Annotated in this window: 19 protein-coding genes; 8 read left to right on the plus strand and 11 right to left on the minus strand. The window is 33.6% G+C overall.

What is annotated here, in order from left to right; genetic code table 11:
• The first annotated feature begins 54 nt into the window (after positions 1 to 54).
• Positions 55 to 474 (plus strand): DUF4199 domain-containing protein, encoded by a 420-nt coding sequence (locus IEV72_RS07715; protein WP_229731839.1) that lies wholly within the window; start codon positions 55 to 57, stop codon positions 472 to 474.
• A 9-nt stretch (positions 475 to 483) separates the two neighbouring features.
• Positions 484 to 945, plus strand: coding sequence for a VOC family protein (locus IEV72_RS07720; RefSeq protein ID WP_188458524.1), 462 nt, complete (start codon positions 484 to 486; stop codon positions 943 to 945).
• Between the two features lie 510 nt (positions 946 to 1,455).
• Here the strand turns inward: IEV72_RS07720 and IEV72_RS07725 are convergent.
• Positions 1,456 to 2,001: a hypothetical protein gene (locus tag IEV72_RS07725; protein WP_188458525.1), complete on the minus strand. Its 546-nt coding sequence runs from the start codon at positions 1,999 to 2,001 to the stop codon at positions 1,456 to 1,458.
• A 339-nt stretch (positions 2,002 to 2,340) separates the two neighbouring features.
• The gene (locus IEV72_RS07730) at positions 2,341 to 2,616 is read right to left on the minus strand and encodes a hypothetical protein (RefSeq protein WP_188458526.1); all 276 of its coding nucleotides are present in this window, start codon (positions 2,614 to 2,616) and stop codon (positions 2,341 to 2,343) included.
• Positions 2,617 to 2,780: 164 nt separating this feature from the next.
• On the opposite strand from IEV72_RS07730, the gene tgt reads away from it, so the two are divergent.
• The 5 genes from tgt to IEV72_RS07755 all read left to right on the plus strand — a co-directional run bounded on the left by tgt (position 2,781) and on the right by IEV72_RS07755 (position 9,090).
• Positions 2,781 to 3,911 carry a tRNA guanosine(34) transglycosylase Tgt gene (gene tgt, locus IEV72_RS07735; RefSeq protein WP_188458527.1) on the plus strand — a complete coding sequence of 377 codons (1,131 nt, stop codon included), beginning with the start codon at positions 2,781 to 2,783 and terminating at the stop codon, positions 3,909 to 3,911.
• 1 nt (position 3,912) lies between these two features.
• A complete protein-coding gene (locus IEV72_RS07740) occupies positions 3,913 to 4,986 on the plus strand; it encodes an LptF/LptG family permease (RefSeq protein ID WP_188458528.1) in 1,074 nt (357 codons plus the stop codon).
• A gap of 120 nt (positions 4,987 to 5,106) precedes the next feature.
• A complete protein-coding gene (locus tag IEV72_RS07745) occupies positions 5,107 to 6,063 on the plus strand; it encodes an acetyl-CoA carboxylase carboxyltransferase subunit alpha (RefSeq protein WP_188458529.1) in 957 nt (318 codons plus the stop codon).
• Between the two features lie 163 nt (positions 6,064 to 6,226).
• Positions 6,227 to 7,756 (plus strand): replicative DNA helicase, encoded by a 1,530-nt coding sequence (gene dnaB / locus IEV72_RS07750; protein ID WP_188458530.1) that lies wholly within the window; start codon positions 6,227 to 6,229, stop codon positions 7,754 to 7,756.
• 74 nt (positions 7,757 to 7,830) lie between these two features.
• Positions 7,831 to 9,090, plus strand: coding sequence for an asparagine synthetase B (locus IEV72_RS07755; protein WP_188458531.1), 1,260 nt, complete (start codon positions 7,831 to 7,833; stop codon positions 9,088 to 9,090).
• 124 nt (positions 9,091 to 9,214) lie between these two features.
• On the opposite strand, the gene IEV72_RS07760 is transcribed toward IEV72_RS07755, so the two are convergent.
• The 6 genes from IEV72_RS07760 to IEV72_RS07785 form a co-directional block, all read right to left on the minus strand.
• The gene (locus IEV72_RS07760; RefSeq protein ID WP_188458532.1) at positions 9,215 to 9,370 is read right to left on the minus strand and encodes a hypothetical protein; all 156 of its coding nucleotides are present in this window, start codon (positions 9,368 to 9,370) and stop codon (positions 9,215 to 9,217) included.
• Between the two features lie 193 nt (positions 9,371 to 9,563).
• A complete protein-coding gene (locus IEV72_RS13655; protein WP_229731840.1) occupies positions 9,564 to 9,821 on the minus strand; it encodes a PIN domain-containing protein in 258 nt (85 codons plus the stop codon).
• A 170-nt stretch (positions 9,822 to 9,991) separates the two neighbouring features.
• The gene (gene lptB, locus IEV72_RS07770) at positions 9,992 to 10,732 is read right to left on the minus strand and encodes an LPS export ABC transporter ATP-binding protein (protein WP_188458653.1); all 741 of its coding nucleotides are present in this window, start codon (positions 10,730 to 10,732) and stop codon (positions 9,992 to 9,994) included.
• 7 nt (positions 10,733 to 10,739) lie between these two features.
• Positions 10,740 to 11,099: a carboxymuconolactone decarboxylase family protein gene (locus tag IEV72_RS07775; protein ID WP_188458533.1), complete on the minus strand. Its 360-nt coding sequence runs from the start codon at positions 11,097 to 11,099 to the stop codon at positions 10,740 to 10,742.
• Between the two features lie 2 nt (positions 11,100 to 11,101).
• On the minus strand, positions 11,102 to 11,923 hold the full coding sequence (gene tatC, locus IEV72_RS07780) for a twin-arginine translocase subunit TatC (RefSeq protein ID WP_188458534.1): 822 nt from the start codon (positions 11,921 to 11,923) through the stop codon (positions 11,102 to 11,104).
• Positions 11,924 to 12,886 carry a KpsF/GutQ family sugar-phosphate isomerase gene (locus IEV72_RS07785; protein WP_188458654.1) on the minus strand — a complete coding sequence of 321 codons (963 nt, stop codon included), beginning with the start codon at positions 12,884 to 12,886 and terminating at the stop codon, positions 11,924 to 11,926.
• A gap of 87 nt (positions 12,887 to 12,973) precedes the next feature.
• Here IEV72_RS07785 and IEV72_RS07790 point away from each other — a divergent pair, with 87 nt between their 5' ends.
• On the plus strand, positions 12,974 to 15,157 hold the full coding sequence (locus IEV72_RS07790; protein ID WP_373283999.1) for an ATP-dependent DNA helicase RecQ: 2,184 nt from the start codon (positions 12,974 to 12,976) through the stop codon (positions 15,155 to 15,157).
• A gap of 300 nt (positions 15,158 to 15,457) precedes the next feature.
• On the opposite strand, the gene IEV72_RS07795 is transcribed toward IEV72_RS07790, so the two are convergent.
• The 3 genes from IEV72_RS07795 to IEV72_RS07805 all read right to left on the minus strand — a co-directional run bounded on the left by IEV72_RS07795 (position 15,458) and on the right by IEV72_RS07805 (position 17,529).
• Positions 15,458 to 16,036, minus strand: a complete 579-nt coding sequence (locus tag IEV72_RS07795; RefSeq protein WP_188458535.1) for a hypothetical protein — start codon at positions 16,034 to 16,036, stop codon at positions 15,458 to 15,460.
• A 4-nt stretch (positions 16,037 to 16,040) separates the two neighbouring features.
• Entirely contained in the window at positions 16,041 to 16,466 is a 426-nt protein-coding gene (locus IEV72_RS07800; protein ID WP_188458536.1) for a lipocalin family protein, read from the minus strand.
• Positions 16,467 to 17,307: 841 nt separating this feature from the next.
• Complete coding sequence (locus IEV72_RS07805) at positions 17,308 to 17,529, minus strand: hypothetical protein (RefSeq protein WP_188458537.1); 222 nt, start codon at positions 17,527 to 17,529, stop codon at positions 17,308 to 17,310.
• Positions 17,530 to 17,627 lie beyond the last annotated feature (98 nt).

Raw genomic sequence — 17,627 nt, forward strand, 5'->3', positions numbered from 1 at the left:
ATTAAAATTGAAATTAAATGGGCTGTGATATTCATGATCACTTTGCTCTTATGAATGGTCTTAGAAAAACAAATTGGGTTACATGATGAATATTTAGAGTGGCACCAATATGTAACCCTATTGTATATAATTCCTGCTATTTGGATTTATGTCCTGGCATTAAAAGACAAAAAAAGGAATTTTTACAACGGAGAAATGAATTTTAAGCAAGGATTTATCTCAGGTTTAATCATTAGCCTAATTGTTACGCTTTTTTCTCCTTTAAATCAATGGATTATTTCGGAAGTTATCACGCCTGATTATTTTAAAAATGTAATTGCTTATTCGGTTGAAACAGGTTATCACGAAAATATGGAAGAAGCTGAAGCGCAATTCAATTTAGAAACGTATATAGTGCAAAGTACCATTTGGGCTTTGGTGATGGGTATAATTACTTCAGCTTTAGTTGCTTTGTTTGTAAAGACCAAAAAATAATTTCATTTAATGAAAAAAGATAAGAACGAGAAATTCTGTTATTCATCTGAAGATTTAACACCAAAAGTAACAGGCGTTGGCGGAGTTTTTTTTGCAACAAAAAATCCAGAAGAAACTAAAAATTGGTATGCAAAGAATTTAAAATTAGAAGTGGACCAATGGGGCGCAAATTTTGAATTTAGAAATGCCAACCGACCCGAAGAAATCAATTATTTGCAATGGAGTCCAATTGGAAATGCAAAAGACTTTTTCTCTCCTGCTGAAAATGGATTTATGGTGAATTATAGAGTTCAGAATTTAGAAGGACTTGTAAAAAAACTGAAAGCAAATGGAGTTCAAATACTAGATGAAATTGAAAGTTTTGAATACGGAAAATTTGTACACATTTTGGATTTGGATGGAAACAAAATTCAACTTTGGGAACCAGTTGATCATGTTTTCACTGATATGAATTTAAAAACAACAAAGTAATTTATTCTTGTGCTTAAAGTATAAGCTAACCCGTTGTGCTTTTTGAGTTAAAATATATTGCCTAATGTCAGCCTGCTGCCTATTCTGTCATGGATGTTCGAACTTCAGGAAATTTTGATAATTTCATTTAATATAAAGGGAGAACTTTAGTACTGTTCTAGCATCGAGCCCTTCAATTCTTCAGGATAAACTCCTTCGAGATAATGGTGGTTCTCGACTTCGATCGAATTCCGTAAAGTAACCAATTTACAATTGGTTGAATTTTAAGAGAATGCTCATTTCGGCACTTGAAACAAAATCTTTCATTTAAACAATGCATAAGCTGCTTCCCTTCCACTGATGGAAGTAGGGATGAGTGTAAACTAAAATACGAAAACACCCTTTGCCTTTCGGCATTTCCCTTAAGGGAAAAATTTTAAACATTCTTATTCACTAAAAATAAACCAGTAAAGCTTTTTTGAAAGTAGCTGAAAACATACAAGTTATATAAAAAATGTAAAACGGATTAATCTAGTATTCATATAAGCGTTCAAATTCGTTATTATTAGAATCACCGCCTGCACAAAAAATAGGGAATACTATAAATAAACCACAGGTACCACCCGTAGTATCAACAGTTAAATTCTTGTTTTGTAGAATCCCGATTCTCGTATCGTCTTCGGTATATATATTGAATATAACATATGCAATGTTAAAATAAAAATCAGTTCTTTTTCTAAAATAATTATCCTTAATTCCACCTTTTAGATTTTTCTCTTCTAAGAGAAAATCACCTTTAAATAATTTAGCTAAAACTTCTTTTTTGTCAATTACAGACAATTCAATAAAATATCTGTCTTTTTGTTCCTCAATGCATATAACTTCTGTATCAAAATGAAGCATTGATGCCAAGTTCCTTTCGTAACAATCTTCTTGAAAAACAGCAAATTTTCCGTTTAATTGCTGAAGTTCATCTACATTTTCAATAGATTCGGCTATATAGGAATTGGGGTTTGTAAAACTTGCACAGGAAGAAATTAGTATTGCAAAAATTATTGAATAGAAAATTGGTTTCATGAAATAAATCTACAACTTTATGAAAATATACAATTTAAAATAAAAAATTATTTTGAATAACTCTTTTATTTATAAAAGCCGTTAATTAAATTTCACCTTAGATATCAAGGCTTCAACTAGACTTCAAACAAATTTCAACTCCAATAAAACAAATCACTCCAATAAGCTTAGGTTTTAAATACATAAATTTATACTTTAAAAACTTCCAAATTTGTGGACATCATACACTACCAAAAAATGATTGACGCCTTAACCGAAACGGATCGACTGATGAAGGAGATTGATGATGTGGAGTTTATGGAGAAAAGTTAGCCGTTGAAAGCATTTTGAAATGCTTATTTAACTTTTTTGACACCTTGATGGTAGATTCAGTTTATTGGCAAATCTGCATTTGTTTTGCATAAAATGGTATAAATCTTTTCGAGCTTTGCTCAGTTTCATCCAATAGTTGGCTTTGCTTATTTCCATAATTTTACTGTATTTTGAAGAAAAAGATACTTCAAATAAATCCCAGTAAATTTTTTTAGTAAGAATATAAAGTGGATGGTTTTGATTTGGGGCATCTACAAAACCGAAGAAAAAAGCTTGATTTGTAGTATGTTTTTTTGCTTTCATTTAAAAGAACAAGTTAAGTTCCTAAGAGACAAAACTTATAATTTTAAGCAATAAAAAAAATATTTTATTGATAGGCTGATGTTTATAACTTTTTAAGGAACGACTAATTAGCATCTAGGCACAGACGTTTTAAAAAGACTATCTTTGCCGAGAATTTTTTTTGAATGAAATTTGATTTAAAAGCCAAAGACCCACTTTCCAAAGCGAGAGCTGGAAAAATCACTACAGATCACGGTGTAATTGAAACCCCAATTTTCATGCCTGTTGGCACAATTGCTAGCGTAAAAGGCGTGCATCAACGCGAATTGAAAAACGACATCAATGCCGATGTTATTTTAGGAAATACCTATCATTTATATTTACGTCCTCAAACCAACATTTTAAAACAAGCTGGTGGTTTGCATAAATTCATGAATTGGGATCGCAACATCTTAACCGATAGTGGCGGTTACCAAGTGTATTCACTTTCAGCAAACCGAAAAATTAAGGAAGAAGGCGTAAAATTCAAATCGCATATCGATGGATCTATGCATTGGTTTACACCGGAAAATGTAATGGACATTCAAAGAGAAATCGGTGCAGACATCATCATGGCTTTTGATGAATGTACTCCTTATCCATGCGATTATAACTATGCCAAACGTTCGATGCACATGACGCATCGTTGGCTAGAACGCTGCATTGCTCAATTAAAAGTGAGTCCTGAATTATACGGTTACCAACAAACACTTTTCCCGATTGTACAAGGAAGTACGTATACAGATTTAAGAAAGCAATCGGCAGAATACATCGCTTCGGTAGAAGCTGAAGGCAACGCCATTGGCGGACTTTCGGTGGGCGAACCAGACGATGAAATGTATGCCATGACCGAAGTGGTAACTGAAATACTACCAGAAGATAAACCCCGTTATTTAATGGGCGTTGGTACACCAATAAACTTATTAGAAAATATTGCTTTAGGAGTAGATATGTTCGATTGTGTGATGCCAACTAGAAATGCAAGAAACGGAATGTTATTTACTGCCAACGGAACGATAAACATCAAAAACAAAAAGTGGCATGACGACTTTTCTCCAATCGATGAAATGGACATCACTTGGGTAGATACTGAATATTCAAAAGCGTATTTGCGCCATTTATTTACCGTAAATGAATTATTAGGAAAACAAATTGCCACCATACACAATTTAGGATTTTATTTATGGTTAGTAAGAGAAGCCCGAAAGCAAATTATTGCGGGTACATTTAGACCTTGGAAAGACAAAATGGTAAAACAAATGAACAAACGATTGTAAGTTGAAAATTTTAGATTGGTACATATTAAAACGCTACTTGTTTACCTTTTTCATGATGGTATTGCTATTTATTCCTATTGGAATTATCATCGATTTTTCTGAAAAAGTAGACAAGATTATTGCAAATGAAGCTCCGCTTGATGAAACTTTGGCTTACTACGGAAACTTCACTATTTATTTTGCCAATCTCCTCTTCCCTATTTTACTGTTTTTATCGGTAATTTGGTTTACATCTAAGCTTGCTAACAACACCGAAATTGTTGCTTTCTTAAGTTCGGGCGTTTCTTTTTATCGGTTTTTAAGACCTTATTTTATAGGAGCAAGTATTGTCTGTGCTTTAGCAATTGCTTTAAGCATGTACATTGTACCATCGGCAAGCCAAGGATTTAACGAATACAAATACAAATATTTAAAACGTTCCAAACCCAGTGACCAAGCACGAGATGTGTACCGGCAAATCAATGACAACGAAGTTATTTATGCTAGCAATTTCAGAGAAAAAAGTAAAACAGCTTCTAATTTTACCTTAGAACATTTTGAAGGCACAGAGCTGAAATTTAAAATAAAAGCAAGCAGATTAACTTTAAACCAAGATTCTACTTACACTTTAAAAAATTACGTAAAACGAATAGTTAGCGAACGCGAAGATGTCTTTATCAAAAAAGATCAATTAGACACTATTTTACCATTTGATTTTGATGAATTAACCCCTGTTGAATATATTGCTGAAACACTTAACTATAATGAGTTAAAGTCGTTTATAGCACAAGAGAAAAAACGCGGTTCACCCAACATTAATCGTTACGAAGTAGTTGCCTACCGAAGATGGAGCATTCCTGTTTCTGCGTTTATATTAACCATAATTGCCGTTTCGGTTTCCGCAATCAAGCGCCGTGGCGGGATGGGCATAAACTTAGCCATAGGAATTGTAATTGGTTTTGGCTACATATTTTTCGAAAAGGTATTTGGAAGCATTGCAGAAGAATCTACCTTTTCCCCCATTATTGCCGTGTGGTTTTCTAACGTAGTATTTGGAATATTATCAATTTATTTGCTTCAAAAAGCAAAACGATAATTTTAATTCAACAATCTAGGTGAAGTTGAAATCTGAATTTTAAGAAAGCAAAATTGAATGCATCTTCTAAAGTTTGCTATATTTGTCTGCTCACTCTTTACCAAATCACAACGCTAAATTATGGAATATTTAGACTTTGAATTACCTATAAAAGAATTAAACGAACAATACGAAAAGGCTTGTAAAATAGGATCAGACAGCGATGTTGATGTTTCTGACACCTGCAAGCAGATTGAAAAAAAATTAGAGAAAACTAAAAAAGATATCTATCAAAATTTGAGTGCTTGGCAACGCGTTCAACTGTCTAGGCATCCAAATCGTCCGTACACCATGGATTATATAAATGCCATTTGTGGTGATACTTTTTTAGAATTGCATGGCGACCGAAATTTTGGCGATGATAAAGCCATGATTGGTGGTTTAGGAAAAGTGAAAGACCAAAGTTTCATGTTTATCGGTCAACAAAAAGGATTTAATACCAAAACCAGACAATACCGAAATTTTGGGATGGCAAGTCCTGAAGGCTATCGAAAAGCATTACGCTTAATGCAATCTGCAGATAAATTTGGTGTTCCTATAGTTTGCTTGATCGATACTCCAGGAGCATTTCCAGGATTAGAAGCAGAAGAACGCGGTCAAGGTGAAGCCATTGCCAGAAACATTCAAAAAATGTTCAATATTCAAGTTCCCATTACGGTAATTATTATTGGCGAAGGAGCTAGCGGCGGTGCCTTAGGAATTGGCGTTGGAGACAAAATTGTCATGTTAGAAAACACGTGGTATTCTGTAATTTCTCCAGAGTCTTGTTCTTCTATTTTATGGAGAAGCTGGGAACAAAAGCAAATTGCTGCTGAAGCGCTGAAACTAACAGCAAAAGACATGAAAAAGCAAAAGCTAATAGACGAAATTTTAAAAGAACCAACTGGCGGAGCACATAGTGATAGAGAAAAAACTTTCAAGAGTGTTGAAAAGTGTATTTTGAAATCTTATGAAGAATTAAAAAAGTTATCACCAGAAGAATTAGTAGAAAAACGCATGGATAAATTTATCCAAATGGGTGTTTTTCAAGAAGCATAAATTACAAAACCAACAAGAGTAAAAAGTCCGAAGTTTTTGCTTCGGATTTTTTTAGTTATCAACATCAGTAATAAATTTATTAACCGCAAAATGTTGATAAGCTGTTGATTACCAAAGAAACAATATATTTACATTTAGGAAAGCTTTTTTTTACATTCGCAACATGGAGTCACAACAACAATATTCGCAAAATCAAACCAAAAAAAGCAACGTTATTAGCCTTCAAAAAGGAAAACTTCCACCACAAGCAACTGAATTAGAAGAAGTTGTACTTGGCGCCATGATGATTGATAAAAAAGGGGTAGATGAAGCAATTGACATACTTAGCCCTGATGCTTTTTACAAAGATGCACACAAACATATTTTTGAAGCCATTCATGTTTTATTTCAAGAAGGGCAACCAATTGACTTGTTAACCGTTTCTAGTCAGCTTAAAAAAGAAAAAAAATTAGAGATTTGCGGTGGCGAATATTACCTGATTCAACTAACCCAAAAAATATCATCTTCTGCACATATTGAATACCATTCACGGATCATTTTACAGAAATACATTCAACGAAGTTTGATTAAAATTTCTAATGAAATAATTGAAGAAGCTTACGATGAAGGTACAGATGTGTTTGATTTATTAGACCATGCAGAATCAAAATTATATGAAGTTACTCAAGGTAACATCAAAAAGTCTTCAGAAACCGCTCAAAACTTAGTACAACAAGCTTTAAACCGAATAGAAGAAATTTCAAATAAAGAAGGTTTAAGTGGAATTCCGTCAGGATTTGACGATTTAGATAAACTTACCTCAGGATGGCAGCCTTCAGATTTAATTATTGTTGCTGCTCGTCCAGGTATGGGTAAAACCGCGCTTACACTTTCTATGGCTAGAAACATGGCGGTTGAACATAAAATTCCAGTGGCATTCTTTTCATTAGAAATGTCTTCAGTACAATTGATTACCCGACTTATTTCTTCTGAAACAGGATTGAATTCAGAAAAATTAAGGACTGGAAATTTAAAAAAACACGAATGGGAGCAACTGAATGTAAAAGTGAAAGCTTTAGAACAAGCGCCTTTGTTTATAGATGACACACCTTCACTCTCTATTTTTGATTTACGAGCAAAAGCACGCAGAATGGCTTCACAGCATGGCATTCAACTTATTGTGATAGATTATTTGCAATTGATGACTGGTGGAGGAAATAACAAAGGAGGAAACCGAGAGCAAGAAATTTCAACCATTTCTAGAAACTTGAAAGCTTTAGCCAAAGAATTGAGCATTCCTGTTATTGCGCTTTCTCAATTATCGCGAGCTGTAGAAACACGTGGCGGAACCAAAAGACCACTCTTAAGTGACCTGAGAGAATCTGGAGCAATTGAACAAGATGCCGATATTGTATCCTTTATTTACAGACCTGAATATTACGATATTGAAGAATGGGATGACGAAGAAGGAAGCCCAACAGAAGGTCAAGGTGAGTTTATTGTAGCTAAGCACAGAAACGGTGGTTTAGACAATATTCGACTTCGATTTATCGGTAACTTAGGTCGATTTGAAAATCTGAAGAGCATTTCGGAAGACTTGGAATTTGGCTCTAAAATCAATAATGAAAATGATCCATTTAGTACACCTAAAACTTCAAATCCAAGTGAAGCTTTTGGTGAAACTCAGGATGATGATGACCCATTTCCGTTTTAAATCTTAAAAAAAACTTGTTCGGTAGAGCTTTGGGTAAGATTTCTGTATTTTTAACCCAATTAGAAATCAATTTTATGCTTCACAGAATTTTTATCTTTCTTTTTTTCCTATTTTCTTTGGCTGCAAATGCTTCATTTGTACTTATACCAATGGATGCAGAATCGCAAAAAGACCATTTAAAAGCCTATGGAATAACCTATTGGACTTTAGACCGCGGACAAAAAGTACAATGGTTACTCAATTACCGTGGAGGTAGTTTTTTAATGCCCGATTCAGAAAAATTGAGAAAAGAATGTACTATTCGTGGTGTGAGCTACGAAGTAATCAGCAACCAAAATGCAACTTCCATTTTGAAGGAAATTGAAAGTCCATCTAAAAATCAAGAATCCGTTACCTTAGAAAAAGCACCAAGAATTGCGGTTTATACTCCAGAAGGGAATGCACCTTGGGATGATGCAGTAACTTTAGTGCTTACCTATGCTGAAATTCCTTACGATAAAGTTTATGATGAAGAAGTCTTAAATGACGAGCTACTTTTATACGATTGGTTGCACTTGCATCACGAAGATTTTACAGGTCAATACGGAAAATTTTATAGAGCTTATCGAGCAACTCCTTGGTATATTGAAGAAAAAAAGAAAGCCGAAGAGTTAGCATCGAGTTTAGGATATAGCAAGGTTTCTGAAGCAAAATTAGCCGTTGCTCAAAAAATCAGAGATTATGTAGTTGGTGGTGGATTTATGTTTGCCATGTGTAGTGCAACCGATTCTTTTGATATTGCTTTAGCTGCACACCAAACCGATATTTGCGAACCCATGTTTGATGGTGATGCTAGCGATCCTGGTTACCAAAATAAGTTAGATTTTGGTCAAACTTTTGCTTTTAAGGATTTTAATTTAGTGAAAGACCCAAATGTGTATGAATTTTCGTCTATAGATATGACCGAAAAAAGAAAGATTCAAAAAGACAAAGATTATTTTACCTTGATGGATTTTTCAGCAAAATGGGATCCAATTCCTACGATGCTTAATCAGAATCATACTGCTTTAGTAAAAGGTTTTATGGGGCAGACCACCAGTTTTGAAAGAAGCCAAATCAAATCGAATGTACTTATTTTAGGAGAAAATAAAGTGAATGGTGAAGCGAGATACATACACGGAATTAAAGGAAAAGGCTTTTTTACCTTTTACGGCGGTCACGATCCAGAAGATTATCAACATCGAGTAGGCGATCCTAAAACAGAATTAGAATTGCATCCAACTTCACCAGGTTACCGTTTAATTTTAAACAACATTCTATTTCCTGCTGCTGAAAAGGAAAAGCAGAAGACGTAGTTTTTTATTAAGTATTGCTATTTATAGATAAAAGACCGCTTCGTTTCTAATCCTTACTATTTCGTAAAGAATAAGCTATTTAAAAATTAACAAGTCTTTGTGTATTGCAATATTTTGAATAATTCTACTTGACTTGTAGCTTTGAGCTTTCTTTTTTTAAGTACTCTTTGATTTCATCGAAACTCAAATCTTTTAAATCTTTTGAAATTTGGTCTTTAATCTTACGGAATGTTTTTACCGTATCAAATTCTTTTGTTTGTTCTTCGTTTTTAGTCTTCATAATCTATAATTTCTTCTGGAGAACGAATTTCTAATGTTGGATAATTCATTCTCAAATTTATTGAATTATATCCTCTTATTCTATAGACATTCACAATATGTTTAAAATTCCAACTTACTAAAATATCTGCTCGATTAATTGTTGCAGTTGCTATATGCACACAATCGTCAAAACTTGTTGCTCCAACAACTCCTTATTCAATATATTTTTTTGCAAGAGTTAGTATATCATCTGTTATTTCGACCTTTTCCATACTCTTATTTGGAAGCTTGTAAAAATGACTTTTTACATTTTTTGGTGCTTTCACTAGCTCGGCTTCAACCAAATCTGAGTATAAACAAGTTACTTTTCCAAGTTTAATCCGCTCAAACAGTTGTAGCGTAAATTTGTCAAATTCCTTGTCAAAAATTCCACCAAAAACCGATGTATCTAGATAAAATTTCTGTTTCATTAGCGTATTTCTGAAAATAAAGCTACAAAATTTTATCTACACTCACTTCAATCTTAGAAAAATAGCTTGTTAATTTCAACATTATCCGAAAAAAAATAAAAATTCATTTAAAGTCTTAAGTTAAGGATTGACAATGTTTCATTTTGTTTAGTAGGACAAAAGTAAGTTTCCTATTGAAATATCTTCTTTTTACGAAGCTCGAAGTTTTGACCTAAATACACTTTTCTTACCATTTTATCTTCGGCTAATTCTTCGGGTTTACCGTGTTTTAATATATTTCCTTCAAACATTAAATAGGTTCTGTCTGTAATGGCAAGAGTTTCTTGTACGTTGTGATCGGTAATTAAAATTCCGATGTTTTTGTCCTTCAACTGTGCAACAATTTTTTGAATATCTTCTACAGCAACGGGATCTACTCCTGCAAAAGGTTCATCTAACAAAATAAAATTTGGATCGGTAGCTAAGGCACGAGCAATTTCAGTTCTTCTTCTTTCGCCACCTGAAAGTAAATCGCCACGATTATTACGAATGTGACCAAGACCAAATTCCTCAATTAAGCTTTCCATCTTGAGTTGTCTTTCCTTTTTACTCATTTTAGTAAGCTCTAAGACGCTCATAATATTTTCTTCAATACTCAGTTTTCTAAAAATAGAAGCTTCCTGTGCCAAATAACCAATTCCGTTTTGGGCGCGTTTATACATCGGGAATTTGGTGATTTGCGTTTGATTAAGAAAAATAGAACCACGAGTTGGTTTTACCAATCCCACAATCATATAAAAAGTTGTGGTTTTTCCAGCCCCATTTGGCCCGAGCAAACCCACTATTTCGCCTTGGTTTACTTCCAACGAAACGCCTTTTACAACGGGAACACCTTTGTATTCTTTTACGAGATTTTCTGCTCTTAGCTTAATGGATGGTTTAGACATTGGCACCGTATTTTTCTTCTACTGCATCCCAATATTCGTAGGCTCTTCTGAGATGCGGAATAACAATTGTACCGCCTACTAATGTTCCAATACTTAAGGCTTCAACTACTTGTGCTTTAGTAAAACCCATTTTATGGGAAGATTCTAAATGATATTTTACACAATCGTCGCAACGTAAAACTAAAGATGCCACTAAACCTAAAAGTTCTTTTGTCTTCTTATCTAAAGCACCTTCAGCAAACGAATTGGTATCTAAATTAAAAATTCGTTTTAAAACACGATTATTATCATTGATAATTTTATCGTTCATTCTAGCTCTGTAGGCTTCAAATTCATCTACTAAATCCTTCATTTTTATCTTTTTTGTTTTTCTTTTTTCACAACCGCTTTCGAAATAAAAATACTTATTTCATACAATATTAAAACCGGAATGGTAACAATAATTTGGCTTGCTACATCAGGTGGAGTTATAATAGCAGACAAAATTAGAATTAAAACAATAGAATATTTCCTATTATTTCTTAAAAATTCAGGAGTTACTAAACCTAACTTAGATAAAAAGTAAATAATTATAGGTAATTCAAAAATTAAACCGCTTGCCAGAACACATGCGCGCACTAAACCAATATAACTGCTTAAGTCAAAATCGTTAAAAACTTCGCCGCTGACTTGGTAACCGCCTAAAAAATTAATTGATAATGGTGTTATAACGTAATATCCGAAAAGCACACCTAAAAAAAACAGAAGTGATGTTGCAAAAATAAACCACTTGGAGCTTTTTCTTTCATTGGCGTACAAGCCTGGTGAAAGAAATAACCAAAACTGATAAATTACATACGGAAAAGCCATGATGAATCCTGCGGTAATCGATGTCCAAATATGAGCGCTAAATTGGCCTGCCATTGTCCTGCTTTGTATGCGAAAAGGCAACTCCGAAAAACAAAGACTTTCGTCTAAACCAAGGTATTGAGAAATATTGCAAAATATTCTGTAGGTAAAAAAGTCTGCACTTTTTGGACCAAATAAAATAACATCAAAAATAAATCCTTTAGCTGCAAAAGCAAGTCCAGATGCAACCAAAATGGCCAAAGTAGCCCGGATTAAATGCCAACGTAAATCTTCTAAGTGATCTAAGAAAGACATTTCGTTAACATTTTTCTTTTGCTTTTTTGCCATTTAAATAATGCCTTCTTTAATTAGATTATGAAGGTGAACAACACCAGCATATTTATTATCTTCTTCAACTAAAACCTGAGAAATACTGTTGTTTTCAAGCAACTCTAAAGCTTTTACTGCTAGTGCTGAATTAGAGATAGTTTTAGGCGAACTACTCATAATATCTTTAGCTTTTAAATGCATAAAATCTTGATTGTCTGTCAACATTCTTCTAATGTCTCCATCGGTAATTATCCCAATAATTTTATCATTTTCAAGAACAGCTGTAGCTCCGAGCATATTTTGCGAAATCACTACTATTACTTCTTTCACATCTGCATCAGGTGTAACTTGAGGCTTCATATTATTAAGCGTAATGTCGCTTACTTTTAAATAAAGTGTTTTTCCTAGTGAACCGCCAGGATGGTATTTTGCAAAATCTTGACTTGAAAAACCGCGCATTTTCAACAAACAAACCGCTAAAGCATCTCCCATAACTAGTTGAGCTGTAGTGCTAGTAGTTGGAGCTAAATTAATCGGACAAGCTTCTTTGTCTACATAAGAATTTAGTACAAAATCGGCTTGTTTCGCCAAATATGAATCAACATTACCTGTAATAGCAATCAATTTGTTTTTGAAGTTCTTAATAAGTGGAACCAAAACTTTTATTTCAGGAGTGTTGCCACTTTTTGAAATACAAATTACCACATCATCTTTTAAAATGCTTCCTAAATCGCCATGAATGGCATCTGCGGCGTGCATAAAAATGGCTGGTGTTCCAGTTGAATTTAACGTGGCTACAATTTTGTTTGCAATGATGGCACTTTTACCAATTCCAGTAATAATTACTCTTCCTTTAGAAAAATATATTTGCTGAACAACTTCACTAAAATCGGTAGTTAACAAACTGGCTAGCCCCTTAATAGAATTAGATTGCGTGAAAATTGTATCTTTGGCTAAGTGAAGAATTTCATCGGAATTCATTTTAGATGAATTATGCATTTGTACATTTTAAATAAATACGTATCTTTAAAAATGCAAATGTAGTTAAAACAAAATAGTATTATAAAATTGTCAGAACTCAATTTACATCAGGAATTGAAAAAGTACTTCGGATTCGATGAATTCAAAGGACTACAGGAAGAAGTAATTAAAAGCATTATTGGTAAGAATGATACTTTTGTGATTATGCCCACGGGTGGCGGAAAATCACTTTGTTATCAATTGCCAGCTTTAATTCAAGAAGGAACCGCTATTGTAGTTTCTCCTTTAATTGCTTTAATGAAAAACCAAGTAGATGCTATTGAAGCGCTTTCAGACCAGAATGGCGTTGCGCATGTATTGAATTCTTCCTTGAATAAAACACAGGTTAAACAAGTAAAAAGCGATATTGCCAATGGCGTAACCAAGCTGTTATATGTTGCACCTGAATCTTTAACTAAAGAAGAATATGTTGATTTTTTAAAGCAACAGACCATTTCCTTTTTAGCTATAGATGAAGCGCATTGTATTTCAGAATGGGGTCACGATTTTAGACCTGAATACAGAAATCTGCGGAAAATTATTGGAAGAATTGGAGATAATATTCCGATTATTGGGCTTACAGCAACAGCAACCCCTAAGGTGCAGGAAGATATTATTAAAAATTTGGGCATGGAAAACCCAAATACATTTAAAGCTTCTTTTAACCGCCCAAACTTGTATTATGAAATACGCCCAAAAACCGCCAACGTAGATGCAGATATAATTAAATTTGTAAAACAAAACGATGGTAAAAGCGGAATTATTTATTGCTTGAGCCGAAAACGCGTTGAGCAATTATCCCAAACCTTACAAGTCAACGGTGTAAATGCCATTCCTTATCACGCTGGTTTAGATTCTAAAACCCGAGCCAAACATCAAGACATGTTTTTGATGGAAGATGCAGATGTAGTGGTAGCAACCATTGCCTTTGGAATGGGAATTGACAAACCCGACGTGCGTTTTGTAATACATAACGATATTCCGAAAAGCATAGAATCTTATTACCAAGAAACGGGTCGCGCTGGTCGAGATGGCGGCGAAGGCCACTGCCTTGCTTTTTACAGCTACAAAGATGTAGAAAAGTTAGAAAAATTTATGAGCGGAAAACCTGTGGCTGAACAAGAAATTGGTCACGCCCTACTCCAAGAAATTGTGGCTTTTGCCGAAAGCAGTATTTCCAGAAGAAAGTTTATCCTGCATTATTTTGGTGAAGAATTTGACAATGAAACTGGAGATGGAGGCGATATGGATGACAATGTGCGTTATCCTAAAAAACAAAAAGAAGCTAAAGATGATGTGGTTTTACTGATAAAAACCATATTGGAAACTGGTGAAATTTACAAAACAAAAGATGTAGTTAGCACGTTGATTGGAAATCCCAACGCTTTAATCAAATCGCATAAAACTGATGCTAAACCCATTTTTGGAAAAGGAAAACACCAACCCAAGGCCTATTGGATGGCGCTTACTAGACAAGTGATTGTAGCGGGTTTACTTAAAAAAGAAATTGAAACTTACGGTGTAATTCATGTTACTGATGCTGGTAAGGAATTTGTAAAAAACCCAAGTTCTTTCTTAATGGCAGAAGATCATGACTTCTCTGAAACAGGCGGCGAGCCAGTAGGAAAAACTTCTGCAACAACAGACGAGCAGTTGCTTAAAATATTGAAGTCTTTGCGAAAACAAGTAGCCAAGCAAAAAGAAGTTCCGCCATTTGTGGTTTTTCAAGACCCATCTCTAGAAGATATGGCGCTCAAATATCCTATTACCATGGAAGAGCTGGTCAACATTCATGGTGTTGGCGAAGGAAAAGCTAAAAAATTTGGAAAGAAGTTTATCGATTTAATTAGAAACTACGTTGAAGACAACGATATTTTTAGACCTGAAGACATGGTGGTTAAATCTACCGGAGCCAATTCTAGCAATAAATTGTACATTATTCAAAATGTAGATCGAAAGCTGCCACTTACGGATATTGCCAGTGGTAAAGGCATGAACATGACCGAGTTTATTGAAGAATTGGAAGCCATTGTGTACAGCGGTACCAAACTAAACATCAATTATTGGATTGATGAAATTCTAGACGAAGAGCAACAAGAAGAAATACACGAGTACTTTTTAGAAGCCGAAAGCGATAGCATTAATGATGCTATAGATGAATTTGACGGAGATTATGAAGAAGAAGAACTCCGCCTATACAGACTGAAATTTATTAGTGAAGTCGCAAATTAAAAATTAAAACCCCGCTCTAAATTGAGCGGGGGTTTTAATTTAAAATGTGGTTTTAAATGGATTAATACTCAATTTCCGTCATTCGGTTTTTGTTTAGTATGTGTGAATTTATATTGAAAAATCAATACCAATAGTACTAACAAAGTAACTAGGAAACCTTGAAGTGATTTCCACTCAAAAGTTTGATTTAATATTTTAGACCACTCAATTTGCATTGTAAAATAAATTAAGCCTACTAACAATAGTAAAATTAATGCGACATGTATTTTTTTGGGTAGTTTCATAATATAAAAGTAAGCATTAAAAATTATAGCCCAAGTTGATTCTAAAAAAAATAGGGAAGAAACCGCTGTTTCCTTTTCCGTCAAAAACAAACAATGGACCTGTATCAAATAAAAAATGAATACGATTATAACTTCGCTGAAAACCCCATGAAGCTAAAAACATAAAATCGAAATCACTTTGCCTAATCAAGTTGCCTTCAATAGGCTTCCCTAAGCTAAGGGAGCGTAATGCCACGAAATTTCCAGAATTGAAGGAAGTATTTTTTCCCTGACTTGAGCGTTTTTCAAGATTATAAAAAAACTTTTGCTCTATGTTTAAAAAGGGTTCAAAAGAATAATTCCAGCCTGTTGGCCCAGATTTTCTTCGTACGTTCATTCCATTAACACTTCCCATATAGGTAACACCAGTAGAAAAACTCAAACTGGAAAATTTTCCAGTCCTCAATTCAAAGCCCATACCCGGACTCAAAACATTCAACCTGAAAATTTTCTTTTCAAGAAGGCTGAAATCAGTCGTTTTCTCTTGACTTTGAGCACTTACAACAATACCCAAAAAAAGCATTGCAACGCATAAAAAACAGGTCTTATTAATCATGATGCTAGAGTTTAACAAGCGTAATTGCTATATCGGGGCCATCATCGTTATAAGAAAGTAACATAGAATCTTCATCGATGAAATCTACAAAAAACTCAATCACCACGTCGTCGCCAGGCTGCACACTTATGTAGGAATTTTCTTCATCAATAAACCAAGCATCTGTAAAGCTTTGTTGCAGACAATCTCCCGAAGCGTCTTCATTATGTACTTCATAAGTTAACTGATTGTTAGCTCTGTAAGTAATCTTATTCTCTAACATACAATCTCCTTCTTCTAAACCTGCATCTGTGTCGTTAACTTGTACAGCAGTATACTTCCAAGTGCCTAACATTTGGCTCTCTAAAGTAAGGGTGTTTCCAGCATCGTCGTCTGATGAACATGCGAGAAAAAAGAATATCATTGTACTTAAAATTAGTGTTTTTTTCATGTTGATATATGTTTATTGCTCTTTTCTTTTGAGCCTAAGAATTTAGTTTTGATATGAATTTTCAGATAGATCTAATTTACAGATGCTAAAACTACATATAATCTTTACAACGCAAATACTTAAAAATCCAGTAGCGATGTGTGTGTGTGTGTGTGTGTGTGAAGTTGATCATGAACTAAATTTCATGGCATCAAAATAAAAACTTTGTTTCTCACTGCATTGCAGAAAATCTGCAATTAACATTTTAGTTTTTACATTGATTTATAGACACTTAACTATTTTTAAATAATTATACAGTAGTAAGCTTTCTATTTGCTAAGTCAATTATTTGGTAAGTTTTGGTTCTACCGACTGAAATTGATCAGCGAAGTAGCGAATTAAAAATAATAAAACATCCACTCGAAATTGAGCGGGGGTTTTGAATTAAAATCTATACTTTCATTTAAAATTGGAAAAGTTTTCTGATTCTAGTTCTATGTATGTACAAATAAAACAAAGCTGCAAAAAGTACAAAAAATAGATTTGTTAAATATAAGCGTTCACCTATTGAATAACTTACATCTAAAAGACTTAAAATAATGAATGCAGCTACAACTAAAACTAATGAAAAAATAAGAAAAGTACGTTTATGCTTTTTATACATTTTTAATTTATTGGATTGGTAGCGCGTTTTATATTCAACATAAAACACGATACACAAAAGAAAAAAAGCAATTAATGCTAAGATGTTTTCTATAGACATAATTGAAATCATGAATTATACTTTAATTATAATTTTTTGACTCTCGTTAAGCTTTTAAGATTCGCTGCGAAATCTCAGACATCGCTGAGCTTCATTATACTATAATATTACTTTTCTTCCTTTTAACCTAGCCACATAATAATTGATATAAAAAATAGCTAGGATTAAAAAAATAAGGGGTTCACGCATTTCTTTGAACTTTACAGTTAAATCTACATGAGCATTAAAAATACTCCAGTCTATATTTGTTAAAGTTATTGCCAGTAAAATAGTAACTCCCACAAATAACACAAAGGCGATTTTTTTTGGTAATTTAATCATGTTCTCAAATTTTAAGTTAAATCAGTACAATTGTCAATATAAGTTACGTAAGATAAAATCCAAGCTGTAACCTTAATAAATCAGTATTTAAGAGTAAT

The organism is Psychroflexus planctonicus, from assembly GCF_014640195.1.
Lineage (GTDB): Bacteria > Bacteroidota > Bacteroidia > Flavobacteriales > Flavobacteriaceae > Psychroflexus > Psychroflexus planctonicus.